The 12373-nt window shown below is 61.4% G+C and carries 12 protein-coding genes; 5 read left to right on the forward strand and 7 right to left on the reverse strand.

Annotated features, from left to right (window positions below; genetic code table 11):
• Positions 1-53: 53 nt before the first annotated feature.
• Both DKY63_RS18490 and DKY63_RS18495 read right to left on the reverse strand, forming a co-directional pair.
• Positions 54-719: a fumarylacetoacetate hydrolase family protein gene (locus tag DKY63_RS18490; RefSeq protein ID WP_110965396.1), complete on the reverse strand. Its 666-nt coding sequence runs from the start codon at positions 717-719 to the stop codon at positions 54-56.
• Between the two features lie 37 nt (positions 720-756).
• Positions 757-2151 (reverse strand): FAD-binding oxidoreductase, encoded by a 1395-nt coding sequence (locus DKY63_RS18495; RefSeq protein ID WP_110965397.1) that lies wholly within the window; start codon positions 2149-2151, stop codon positions 757-759.
• A 205-nt stretch (positions 2152-2356) separates the two neighbouring features.
• On the opposite strand from DKY63_RS18495, the gene serA reads away from it, so the two are divergent.
• The gene (serA, locus tag DKY63_RS18505; protein ID WP_110965399.1) at positions 2357-3586 is read left to right on the forward strand and encodes a phosphoglycerate dehydrogenase; all 1230 of its coding nucleotides are present in this window, start codon (positions 2357-2359) and stop codon (positions 3584-3586) included.
• Between the two features lie 65 nt (positions 3587-3651).
• On the opposite strand, the gene DKY63_RS18510 is transcribed toward serA, so the two are convergent.
• Positions 3652-4077: a DUF4399 domain-containing protein gene (locus tag DKY63_RS18510; RefSeq protein ID WP_110965400.1), complete on the reverse strand. Its 426-nt coding sequence runs from the start codon at positions 4075-4077 to the stop codon at positions 3652-3654.
• 136 nt (positions 4078-4213) lie between these two features.
• Here DKY63_RS18510 and DKY63_RS18515 point away from each other — a divergent pair, with 136 nt between their 5' ends.
• Complete coding sequence (locus DKY63_RS18515; RefSeq protein ID WP_110965401.1) at positions 4214-4801, forward strand: transporter substrate-binding domain-containing protein; 588 nt, start codon at positions 4214-4216, stop codon at positions 4799-4801.
• Between the two features lie 122 nt (positions 4802-4923).
• Here DKY63_RS18515 and DKY63_RS18520 read toward each other — a convergent pair whose 3' ends face one another.
• Both DKY63_RS18520 and DKY63_RS18525 read right to left on the reverse strand, forming a co-directional pair.
• The gene (locus tag DKY63_RS18520) at positions 4924-5409 is read right to left on the reverse strand and encodes a DUF523 domain-containing protein (RefSeq protein WP_110965402.1); all 486 of its coding nucleotides are present in this window, start codon (positions 5407-5409) and stop codon (positions 4924-4926) included.
• 2 nt (positions 5410-5411) lie between these two features.
• Positions 5412-6044: a 2OG-Fe(II) oxygenase gene (locus DKY63_RS18525; RefSeq protein WP_110965403.1), complete on the reverse strand. Its 633-nt coding sequence runs from the start codon at positions 6042-6044 to the stop codon at positions 5412-5414.
• Between the two features lie 108 nt (positions 6045-6152).
• Here DKY63_RS18525 and DKY63_RS18530 point away from each other — a divergent pair, with 108 nt between their 5' ends.
• On the forward strand, positions 6153-6896 hold the full coding sequence (locus tag DKY63_RS18530; RefSeq protein WP_110965404.1) for a DUF2059 domain-containing protein: 744 nt from the start codon (positions 6153-6155) through the stop codon (positions 6894-6896).
• A gap of 108 nt (positions 6897-7004) precedes the next feature.
• On the opposite strand, the gene DKY63_RS18535 is transcribed toward DKY63_RS18530, so the two are convergent.
• Complete coding sequence (locus tag DKY63_RS18535; RefSeq protein WP_110965405.1) at positions 7005-7952, reverse strand: alpha/beta hydrolase; 948 nt, start codon at positions 7950-7952, stop codon at positions 7005-7007.
• A gap of 96 nt (positions 7953-8048) precedes the next feature.
• Between DKY63_RS18535 and DKY63_RS18540 the strand changes: the two genes are divergently transcribed.
• Together DKY63_RS18540 and DKY63_RS18545 are read left to right on the forward strand one after the other, a co-directional pair.
• Positions 8049-8630 carry a DUF6436 domain-containing protein gene (locus tag DKY63_RS18540; protein WP_110965406.1) on the forward strand — a complete coding sequence of 194 codons (582 nt, stop codon included), beginning with the start codon at positions 8049-8051 and terminating at the stop codon, positions 8628-8630.
• 127 nt (positions 8631-8757) lie between these two features.
• A complete protein-coding gene (locus DKY63_RS18545) occupies positions 8758-11169 on the forward strand; it encodes a penicillin acylase family protein (protein ID WP_110965407.1) in 2412 nt (803 codons plus the stop codon).
• 126 nt (positions 11170-11295) lie between these two features.
• On the opposite strand, the gene DKY63_RS18555 is transcribed toward DKY63_RS18545, so the two are convergent.
• Positions 11296-12261 carry a GlxA family transcriptional regulator gene (locus DKY63_RS18555; RefSeq protein WP_110965409.1) on the reverse strand — a complete coding sequence of 322 codons (966 nt, stop codon included), beginning with the start codon at positions 12259-12261 and terminating at the stop codon, positions 11296-11298.
• Positions 12262-12373: the final 112 nt, after the last annotated feature.

The raw sequence follows: 12373 nt of genomic DNA on the forward strand, positions 1-12373 counted from the left end.
CATCGTTCATCGCGAGCAAGCATTGCTCCTACAGCGAAGGCAGCGTCCCCGTATCAGCGAACGCTGCTGGTGAAGCTGCTCGCGCCCGGCAACTCCAGAACGATCTCATCGCCAACATTCAGCGGACCCACGCCCACCGGCGTGCCGGTCAGGATCACGTCACCGGCCTGCAGCGAGAAGCACCCGGCCATGTGCTGGATCATCGGCACGATCGGGTTGAGCATGACGCTGCTGTTGCCGTCCTGGCGGACTTCACCGTTGATGGTCAGGCGAATGCCAATGTCGGTCAGGTCGGCGAAGGTGCTCGGCGACACGAACGGAGCAATCACCGCCGCGCCGTCGAAGGACTTGGCGATTTCCCAAGGCAAGCCCTTGGCTTTCAGCTCGGCCTGCTTGTCGCGCAGGGTCAGGTCCAGGGCCGGCGCGAAACCGGAAATGGCGTCGAGCACTTCTTCACGGCTCGGCTTGGTCGACAATGGCTTGCCGATCAACACGGCGATTTCCGCTTCGTAATGCACCGAACCGCGATCGGTCGGAATGCTGAAGCCCCCTTCCAGCGGCACGACACAACTGCCCGGCTTGATGAACAGCAACGGCTCGGTAGGCACCGGATTGTCCAGTTCCTTGGCGTGTTCGGCGTAGTTACGGCCGATGCACACCACTTTCCCCAGCGGGAAATGAATACGCGTACCGTCGACATACTGGTGCTGATAGCTCATGGACCGACTCCTGGTTCGTAGCTTTTTAATTCGAATGTCAAACAGCGAAAATCTTGCCCGGGTTCATGATGCCGTTCGGGTCGAACACCGCCTTGACCGCTTTCATGTACTCGATCTCGACCGGCGAGCGGCTGTAGGTCAGGTAATCGCGCTTGGTCATGCCCACGCCGTGCTCGGCGGAGATCGAACCGTTGTACTTCTCGACGGTTTCGAACACCCACTTGTTGACGGTGGCGCACTTGGCGAAGAACTCGTCCTTGCTCAGGTTATCCGGCTTGAGGATGTTCAGGTGCAGGTTGCCGTCGCCGATGTGGCCGTACCAGACCACTTCGAAATCCGGGTAGTGCTCACCGACGATCGCGTCGATTTCCTTGAGGAACGCCGGGACTTTCGACACGGTGACTGAAATGTCGTTTTTGTACGGTGTCCAGTGGGCGATGGTTTCGGAGATGTACTCGCGCAGCTTCCACAGGTTCTGCAGCTGGGTTTCGCTCTGGCTCATCACGCCATCCAGCACCCAACCCTGCTCCACGCAGTGCTCGAAGGTTTCCAGGGCCAGATTGGCCACTTCTTCGGTGGTCGCTTCGAATTCGAGCAGGGCGTAGAACGGGCAATCGGTCTCGAACGGCGCCGGTACGTCGCCACGGCCCATGACTTTGGCCAGGGCCTTGTCGGAGAAGAATTCGAACGCAGTCAGGTCGAGCTTGCCGTGGAACGCGTGCAGGACCGGCATGATGGAGTCGAAATCGGCGGTGCCGAGGACCATTGCGGTGAGGTTTTTCGGGGCACGATCCAGACGCATGGTGGCTTCGACGACAAAACCGAGCGTGCCTTCGGCGCCGATGAACAGGTGGCGAAAATCGTAGCCGGTGGCGTTCTTGATCAGGTCGCGGTTCAACTCGATCAGGTCACCCTTGCCGGTGACCACTTTCATGCCCACCACCCAGTTGCGGGTCATGCCGTAGCGAATGACCTTGATTCCGCCGGCATTGGTGCCGATATTGCCGCCAATCTGGCTGGAACCGGCCGAAGCGAAGTCCACCGGGTAATACAGGCCGTTTTCTTCGGCGACGTTCTGCAGATGCTCGGTGACCACGCCCGGCTGACAGACGGCAGTGCGGTCAGTCAGGTTCACGTCGAGGATCTGGTTCATGTAATCGAAAGAGACGACGACCTCGCCATGGGCGGCCACCGCGGCGGCGGAAAGCCCGGTACGACCACCGGAAGGCACCAGCGCGACCTTGTGTTGGTTGGCCCACAGGACAATGGCCTGGACCTGTTCGATGGTCTTGGGAAACACAATGGCCGTGGGGGCCGGGGCGTAATGCTTGGTCCAGTCCTTGCCGTAAGCGTTCAGGGAGTCGGCGTCGGTCAACACCTTGCCCGACTCAACCAGGGTCTTCAGCTCTTCAATCACGGCAGGACTGGTCATCGACAGAACTCTCGAACAATTCATGGTCATCCTGAGAACGCTTCACGTCGCAGGAATGAGTGTTTAGCGGGGCGCATATGCTAGCATACCGACCCCGCAGGATAGTGCCCAACGGCTGTTCTGCGGCGACGGCTTTTCCTGCCGCTCGGGTCAGCGTCTGTTGACCATTTCCTGCCATTTTTCTCCGGGATACAGGTTTACGCAGATGAGCAAGACTTCTCTCGATAAGAGCAAGATCAAGTTCCTTCTTCTCGAAGGCGTCCACCAATCGGCTGTCGACGTCCTCAAGGCGGCGGGCTACACCAGCATCGAGTACCTCACAGGTTCTCTGCCGGAAGCCCAGCTCAAGGAAAAGATCGCTGATGCTCACTTCATCGGCATTCGCTCCCGCACTCAGCTGACCGAAGAGATCTTCGATCACGCCAAGAAGCTCGTGGCTGTAGGGTGTTTCTGCATCGGCACCAACCAGGTCGATCTGGACGCGGCCCGCGAGCGCGGTATCGCCGTGTTCAACGCCCCGTACTCCAACACCCGCTCCGTGGCCGAGCTGGTACTGGCCGAAGCGATCCTGTTGCTGCGCGGCATCCCTGAGAAGAACGCTTCCTGCCACCGTGGCGGCTGGATCAAGAGCGCGGCCAACTCCTTCGAAATCCGCGGCAAGAAGCTGGGCATCGTCGGCTACGGTTCGATCGGTACTCAACTGTCCGTGCTGGCCGAAGGCCTGGGCATGCAGGTTTACTTCTACGACACCGTGACCAAGCTGCCGCTGGGCAACGCCACTCAGGTCGCCAACCTGCACGAACTGCTGGGCATGTCCGACATCGTGACCCTGCACGTTCCTGAAACCGCAGCCACCCAGTGGATGATCGGCGAGAAGGAAATCCGCGCCATCAAGAAGGGCGGCATCCTGATCAACGCCGCGCGCGGCACCGTGGTCGAGCTGGACCACCTGGCCGCCGCGATCAAGGACAAGCACCTGATCGGCGCGGCCATCGACGTATTCCCGGTGGAGCCTCGCTCCAACGACGAAGAATTCGAAAGCCCGCTGCGTGGCCTGGACAACGTGATCCTGACCCCGCACATCGGTGGCTCCACCGCCGAGGCGCAGGCCAACATCGGTCTGGAAGTGGCAGAAAAGCTGGTCAAGTACAGCGACAACGGTACCTCGGTATCGTCCGTGAACTTCCCGGAAGTGGCCCTGCCGGCTCACCCTGGCAAGCACCGCCTGCTGCACATCCACGAGAACATCCCGGGTGTGATGAGCGAGATCAACAAGGTCTTCGCCGAAAACGGCATCAACATTTCCGGTCAGTTCCTGCAGACCAACGAGAAAGTCGGCTACGTGGTTATCGACGTGGACGCCGAATACTCGGAACTGGCGCAAGAGAAGCTGCAGCACGTCAACGGCACTATCCGTAGCCGCGTGTTGTTCTGATCGAACGCGTTGCGCTGTAAAAAAGGGAGCTCTCATGAGCTCCCTTTTTCATGCCGGCCGTAAAGTCATTTCACTGTGATGGTGATTTTTTCCGAGACGATCGGCGGGTCGAACGCCATGTGGTTCTTGTCACCCAGCTCCAGTTGCAAGGTGTGCTTGCCTGGCTTGAGTTCCAGCTCGGTTTCGGTCTGGGCCTTGCCGAAGTGCTTGTGGTTGTCATCCACAGGGATGGCAGCACCTGCCGGAACGATGCTCTTGGCATCTACCAGCAGATGGTGATGGCCGGTGTTCGCGGTAGCATCACCCGCCGGAGCCAGCGCAATGCCCTTGACTTCAAACTTGACCTTGAACTTGCCATCGACAACGGCACCGCTGGCCGGCTCGACGATGCTCACCGAAGCGCCAACAGGAGCCGGCGTAGCCGCACTGGCCAGCACTGAAACACCCATCAGCAGGCCAGCCAAGGCAGCACGTGACATAAAGGTTTTCATTCTCTTCTCCAGTTTTTCCGTAAAATTCGCATGGCCATCACAACTTCATGACCATTCGTTGTCGAAGGCACTCGACAACCATAGCAAAGCGAGCCTGAATCAAAGGGTCGCCATAAAAAATATCAAAGGAGTGACCATGCGCTTTCTGCCTGGCCTGATCTGCCTGCTACCCCTTTTGAGCCCTTTGGCTCACGCCGAACTGATTGACGATGTAAACGACCGCGGCGAATTGCGCATCGCTCTTGAGGCTAATACACCCCCCTTCAATTTCAAGAAAGACGACAAGCTGGAAGGCTTCGAAGTCGAATTGGGTCAGCTTTTGGCCAACGAACTGGAAGTTCGCGCCGACTTTGTCGTTACCGACACCAACGATCTGCTGGCCGGGGTTGAAAGCGGCAAGTACGACATCGCCCTCAATCACATTACAAAGACCGCGGCGCTCACGGATCGTTTCGACTTCAGCGAGCCTTACATTCGCACCAGCGCGCAATTGATCGCGCAGAAAGACGAGCAACCGCAGTCCATCCTTCTGGTGCAGTCGCTGACAGAAGAAAAACCCAAGGCCTCGCCGACGGTGAACCTGGCGATACCGTTTCAGAAGGGCAACCCGGCGTTCCACGCCAGCCTGGAAAACGCGCTGCAGCGGATCAAGGCCGATGGCCGGTTGCAGGCGCTGGAGGAGAAGTGGTTTGGGGCGGAGTCGGGTGAAGAACCCAAGCCCTGAGAGCTTTGAGGAACAAACTGTAGGAGCGAGCCTGCTCGCGATAGCGGAGTGTCAGTTGCAACATCATTGACTGACACACCATCGCGAGCAGGCTCGCTCCTACAGTGGTTTTTTGGTGATTTTCAGTCCTGTGTTGCCAACGCCTGCGCCGCCTCAGCCAGCTCCAGCTCACTGAACACCAGCACCCCATGACGCCTGAGCAACGCCGCCGTCACCCCTTCGCCACTGACCTTCACCCCGCTGAAGGTCCCGTCATAGGTCTGCCGATTACCGCAGGACGGGCTGTTGGCCTTTAGCACGGCAATGCGGATGCCATGCGCTTGCACCAACTCCAGCGCTTGCCGAGCCCCGGACAGAAACTGCTCGCTGACGTCGATGCCATCGCTGGTGATCACCGCTGCCCGCCCTTCCAGCACGTCAACGCCCTGCCCACCCGGAATCTCCGCAGCCGCCCGAGGCGTCGGCAAGCCGCCGGCGACTTCCGGGCACAAGGGCACGACCCGGCCTTCGTCGAGCCACAGTTGCAACTGATCGAACGGCCCGCTGGCACCGCCGTCGTAACGGACGCGGTGGCCGAGTAGGCAACGGCTGACCAGAATTTTCTGCATGATCAGAACGGCTCGTTGCCGCGACGCCGGAACCAGCCGGTCAAGGACAGGCGTTCGCGGGTCGCCGGCAGGACTTCGTGGGGCACTTCACCCGACAGGAACACCACCAGGCAGCCGCCAGTCGGCACCACATCGTGTTGCGTGTCCTCGCCAAGATACATGCGCAACTGGCCACCGTGCTCCGGCAGCCAGCCGTCATTGAGGTAGACCACCGCCGACACCGCGCGCCGGTCGTCATCGCGAAAGCGGTCGACATGTTTGAGATAGAAAGCGCCGGGCGGGTACATCGCGAAGTGGCACTCGAAATCTTCCAGGCCCAGGAACAGATGGCGGTTCATCGCTTCGCGCAGGCTGTCCATCAGCTTCAGGTAGCTGTCGCAGGCCTCGGCCTGGCCCGGCTCGATCCACTGGATGTGATCGCCGCGAATGCCCTCGCGGATCTCAGTGGATGGCCCGCGCCCGACTGCCGCTGGCGCCAGTTCGCCCTCGGCGTCGCGTTTACGGCACTCGGCCGCCAGCGCGCGGGTCAGATCCAGAGGCAGGAAAATATTTTGCCGCGACCAGCCATGGGCGGCCAGGTCATCGACGATTCGTAACAGCAATGGGTGATCAGAAGATATTTGCATGGCGCGCATAGTATTCCTGCGCCTGAAAATCCGACAGAGCCACGCGGCGGGTTGATACGAATTCTCGACAAGTCCGTATGCCACACGGAGAATAGTCGCCTGCTGACAGGAGTCCCTATGCGCCGTTTGCTTTTCTCTCTGCTGATGTTCTGCGTTTTGCCCGCCTGGGCAGACGGCCACGACCAGTTGTACAAGGTCGCGGGCTGGCCGGAACAACGCGCGCATTTCAATGACGCCCTCTCCGCCGCCCAGCAACGCTACCAGAGCAGCCTGCCGCCAGCTGTGTTCCAGGCCCTGGTCAACAACAGCAATCAGCGTTTCGATCCCAAGGCCGTCGATCAGCGCGCCGAAGCGCAATTGCGCAAGAACCTCGCCGACCCCAAGCCTGCCCTGGCGTTCTTCCAAGCCCCGCTGGGCAAGAAAATCGTCGCGGCCGAGCTGCTGGCAACCCGTCGAGATCAACTGGCGAAGAACGCCAAGGGCCTGCCGAAGATGACCGCCAGCGACAGCCGCCTGCTGATCATCGGCCACCTGGCCCAGGCGCTGCCGGCGCGCGAGGCTGGTGCCGAAGTCAGCCTGGCGATTGCCGGTGTGGCCGCCGACAGCCTGAGTTCGATGATTCCCGGCCTGCTGGGTGCAGGCCAGGCGCAGGGCATGTTGAACGGGCAGCGCCAGCGCCTGATGGATCAGATCGGCAGCGACCTGAACAACACACTGTTGTACGTCTATCGCGATTTGTCGGATGAAGAGCTGGAAGAGTTCGCCACCTTTGCCGAATCGGCCGAGGGCAAGGCGTATTACCAGGCGGCATTGGCGGCAATCAAGGCGGGGTTGGCGGTGGGGCAGGCCAATCCCCAGTGAACTTCAGCGCCTGAACGGACGCCATCGCGGGCAAGCCTTGCTCCCACAGAACTTGCGGCGCATGACCTGTGGGAGCAAGGCTTGCCCGCGATGGGGCCCTGACTACCGCTAGAGATTGCGACCCTTGATCCGCTTGCTCAAAAACCCGAAAAACTCCCCCCGCAACACCGCCGCTTCATTCGCCAGATGATGCCGCGCGTCCGGCAGCATCAACACCTGGGGCCGATCGAACTTGGCCTTCAACACCTCAAGGTTGTGCTGCCAATCCACCGTCATGTCCGCCTGCCCCTGCACCACCAAAGGTCGCCGGGGGCTGGCCGGTGCAGCTTCCACACGCTTGATCCAGCGTGCCAGCGCTCCCACCCACGCCGTCGGCAAACGCAGCGGTTGCAAGGGATCGGCCTGCAGGAAGGGCAGGAAAGCCGGGTCGTTGGAGTTTTCACTGAAGCGCCGGGCGATGGCTTTGACGAATGGCCTGAGCAAGTAATAACTGAGCTGCGACCAGCCCCATGACCGCGGTCGCACCAGCGGCGCCAACAGGATCACCTGGCCCTGTGCCGGACTGTCCGCCCCCGCATGCAACACATGATCGATCACGATCGCACCGCCAGTGCTCTGTCCGCATAGATGCCACGGTTGCGGCAGGTCCAGGGATCGCGCTTCGGCAAACAGCCCTTGCAAGGTGTCCTGGTATTCGGCGAAATCCTTGATGCTCGCCCGCTCACCGCTGGACAGCCCATGCCCCGGCAAATCGCAGGCGATCACCGCAAAATCCTGCTCCAGCGCCCACTCGATCACATGCCGGTAGAGGCCGGTGTGATCGTAGAAACCGTGGATGAGAAACAGCGTCGCCTTCGGCCGCTCGGGCCACCAGACCTGGCTGACCAGTTCATAACCGTCGACCTGAAAGCGGCCCAGCCGACTGCTGACGTTACGCGCGGAAAAGTCCAGCCCGTAAAACCGCTGATAGGCCAGTGCCTGCGCAGACAGCGGCTGTCCCTCGCTCAGGGGCCGCAGGCTGGCACGCAGTTGATCAGGGTCGAAGGTGGCAGGCATGGACGATTCCAGAGCGCAAAACGGGCTTGATTGACCTGCGATATTCATCTGTCGAGGCAAGCATGGCAAGCTAGCCGACCTTCGAGGATTGAACCCATGCGATCGCCCCTGCGCGCCACCTTGTTTGTCAGCCTGCTTGCCCTGCTGTGCGCCGCGGTCCTGTGGGCGGCCTATGACTGGTTCCAGGGACGCTATCTGCGCGCGTTCAGCGAGCACACGGCGCTGTTCTCCGGCGATCCGCTACGTCTTCCCGACAGCCTCGCCGGCCCTGGTGCCATTCGCCTCGTTCACTTCTGGGACCCGGCTTGCCCGTGCAATGTCGGCAACCAGCAACACCTGAGCGAACTGGTCGAGCAGTACGGCCCCCAGGGCGTCGAATTCTATTCGGTGCAAAAAGCCGGCAGCCACGGCCAGTTGCCCTCCACCCTGAGTAGCCTGAAAACCCTCAGCAGCCTGCCCGGCTCCGAGCAGGTCCCCGCCAGCCCCGCCGTGGCGATCTGGGACCGCAGCGGCAAACTGGCGTACTTCGGTCCCTACAGCGAAGGCCTGACCTGCAACTCCAGCAACAGCTTCATCGAGCCGATCCTCAAGGCGCTGAACGAAGGTCGCCCGGTGAGTGCCACGCACACACTCGCGGTGGGGTGTTACTGCCCCTGGCCGGTCGACCGCGCCCGATAAGGTCAATCCCCGCGCCGCGAATCCCTCCTACGGGCGATGCATGCATTCGGTGAGCCGTGTTAAACAGTGGCACCGTCTTAGACAGTGGCTATGGAACTGCTGCCACCCATAACAACAAGGAGTCACCATGAAACGTAGCCTGACCGTTCTCGGATTGCTGATCGCCGCACTCGCCGCAGGGGCCGGTGGCTACCTCTACAGCAAGCAACCGACACGTCAGGGCATGGTGGAACTGCAGCACCTGCAAGGCTCGGTCACCGTGCGCTACGACGAGCGCGGCGTCCCGCACATCCGCGCTGAAAACGAACCCGACCTGTACCGCGCCCTGGGTTACGTGCATGCCCAGGACCGACTGTTCCAGATGGAAGTCCTGCGGCGTCTGGCCCGTGGCGAGCTGGCCGAAGTGCTTGGCCCGAAACAGCTCGACACCGACAAGCTGATGCGCAGCCTGCGCATTCGCGAACGCGCCGAAACCTACCTGGCGAATCTGGACAAGCAATCGCCCACCTTCATTGCCATGCAGGCCTATCTGGATGGCATCAACCAGTATCAGGACAGCCACGCCAGACCCGTGGAGTTCGATGTACTGGGTATTCCCAAACGCCCTTTCACCGCACAGGACACCATCAGCATCGCCGGCTACATGGCCTACAGCTTTGCCGCGGCATTTCGCACCGAACCGCTGCTGACCTTCGTGCGAGATCAACTCGGCCCCAATTACCTGAGCGTGTTCGACCTCGACTGGCAACCAAAGGGCATGCTGACCGACCACGAGAGCAACGCCGCACCAGCGCTGGCCAGTGTCGACTGGAAAGACCTCAACGCCCTCGCCCGCCTGAGCGAGCAGGCCTTGGCCGATAACGGCCTGCCACAGTTCGAGGGCAGCAACGCCTGGGCCGTTTCCGGCAGTCGCACCAAAAGTGGCAAGCCGCTGCTGGCGGGTGACCCGCATATCCGTTTTTCCGCACCGTCGGTGTGGTACGAAGCACACCTGTCGATGCCCGGTTTCGAACTCTATGGTCACTATCAGGCGCTGATGCCGTTCGCCTCGCTGGGTATGAACCGGGATTTCGGCTGGAGCATCACCATGTTCCAGAACGATGACCTCGATCTGATTGCCGAGAAGGTCAACCCGGACAACCCCAACCAGGTCTGGTATCGCGGCAAGTGGGTGGACATGGTGACCAGCGAACAGCAGATCGCGGTCAAGGGCCAGCCCCCGGTGACACTGGTACTGCGCCAGTCGCCCCACGGCCCGATCGTCAACGATGCGCTGGGCAACAGTGTCGGCAAGACGCCCATCGCCATGTGGTGGGCCTTTCTCGAAAGCCAGAACCCGATCATCGACGGCTTCTACCAGCTCAACCGTGCCGACACCCTGGCCAAGGCCCGTAGCGCCTCGGCGAAAATCCAGGCGCCCGGCCTGAACATCGTCTGGGCCAACGCCAAGGGCGACATCGGCTGGTGGGCCGCCGCTCAACTGCCAAAACGCCCGGCGGGTGTACGCCCGTGGTTCATCCTCGACGGCAGCACCACTGACGCCGACAAGGATGGCTTCTACCCGTTCAGTGCCAACCCCCAGGAAGAAAACCCGGCGCGCGGCTACATCGTCTCGGCGAACTTCCAGCCACTGTCACCGACGGGCATGGAGATCCCCGGCTATTACAACCTCGCCGACCGTGGCCAGCAACTCAACCAGCAGTTGGGTGACAAGAACGTCAAATGGAGTCTGGAATCCAGCCAGGCCCTGCAACTGGGTACGACGACAGGCTACGGCCCGCGCTTGCTGGCACCGCTGATACCGGTGCTGCGCAGCGTGGTGACGGATCCCGCCGAATTGAAACTCGTCGAACAACTGGCCCAGTGGAAAGGCGATTACCCACTCGATTCGACCAACGCCACACTGTTCAACCAGTTCCTGTTCAATCTGGCCGACGCGGCGATGCACGATGAACTGGGCGATGGTTTCTTCGACACCCTGCTCTCGACCCGTGTGATCGATGCCGCGCTGCCGAGGCTGGCAGCCGACCCAGACTCACCCTGGTGGGACAACCGCAATACCCTCGGCAAGGAAACCCGTGCCGATACGGTCAAGGCGGCTTGGCAGGCCAGCATCGCCCACCTCAAGAACACACTCGGCGCGGATTCCGCGCAATGGCAATGGGGCAAGGCGCACACCCTGACCCACAGCCATCCACTGGGCCAGCAAAAGCCGCTGGACCGGCTGTTCAATGTCGGCCCGTTCGCCGCGCCCGGCACCCATGAAGTGCCGAACAACCTCTCGGCGAAGATCGGCCCGGCGCCCTGGCCGGTGACCTACGGTCCTTCGACACGACGCTTGATCGACTTCGCCGACCCGACCCACAGCCTGACCGTCAACCCGGTGGGCCAGAGTGGCGTGCTGTTCGACCGGCACTATGACGACCAGGCCGAGGCGTATATCGAAGGGGTTTATTTCCAGGCGCATCTGAATGATGAAGAGGTGACGGCGAATACTCGCAGTACCTTGAAGCTGTTGCCGGCGCGGTCGGGACAATGAATCTCCGCAGGCTGGGTGGACGCTATCGCGAGCAGGCTCGCTCCTACAATGGGTCTTCCTGCACCGGACCACTGTAGGAGCGAGCCTGCTCGCGATGAGGCCCGGATAAACACCGCAAATTTCGGCTCAAACCATCGCCGCAAAATGCTGCCTGAACTGCTGCGGCGTCACCCCCAGCCTCCGATTGAACACACTGCGCATGTGCTGGGCATCGCGGAACCCGCACTGATAGGCCACCGTCTTGAGCGGCGCAGTGGTGCTCTCCAGCAACACCCGCGCCGCATCCACCCGTGCCCGCTCGACGAATTCGGCCGGGGTGACTTTCGCCTCCTTGGCGAACACCCGGGAAAAGTTGCGCGCACTCATGTTGGCGGCATTGGCCAGGTCGGCAATGGTCAGGTCGCCGGTCAGGTTGGCCAACACATAATGCTGGACCATGGCCACTGCTGAAGTCGGTTCGGCGTGGGGCGTGAGGAACGGGCTGAACTGTGACTGACCGCCCGCACGCTGGGTGAACACCACCAGCCGCTTGGCCACGCTCAGCGCCACCTCAGGGCCGTGATCGCGGCCCAGCAGGTACAACGCCAGGTCGATCCCCGCCGTGACACCGGCCGAGGTGTAGAGCTCGCCATCCTGCACATACAGCCGATCCGCTTCCACCTTGGCCTTCGGGCACAGCGTTGCCAGTGCCGCAGCGTCATCCCAGTGGGTCGTCACCGTGCGCCCATCCAGCAAGCCCGCGCGGGCGAGCATGAAGGCGCCGTTGCAGATCGAGCCAAAACGCGCCGCCCGCGCGCAGGCATCACGCAGCCAGGTGTCGAACGTCGCGCCGAATTCCAAGAACGGCAATTGCGGGCCGCCGGCGACCAACAGCAAGTCGTAGGCCTGCATCGCTTCGCTGAAATGCCGGTGGGCGTTCAGCGCCAGACCGTTGGAACAGGCCATCACTCCGTGCTCGACACCAATCACCTCCAACCGATAGTGATGCTCCGGTGACAGAAAACGATTGGCCTCGGAAAACACATCCATGGGACCGGTGACATCCAGCGACTGGACGCCGGTGAATACGACGATGGCAACGGTTTTACTCATGACGCGAATCGCCTTCTATGGATCTGAATGCACCGTCCCCTGTAGGAGCGAGCCTGCTCGCGATGGTCGTCAACGATGACGAGGGCTGTCTGGATGTACGCGGTGTTCTTAC

This window comes from Pseudomonas putida, assembly GCF_003228315.1.
GTDB classification, from domain to species: Bacteria; Pseudomonadota; Gammaproteobacteria; order Pseudomonadales; family Pseudomonadaceae; genus Aquipseudomonas; species Aquipseudomonas putida_S.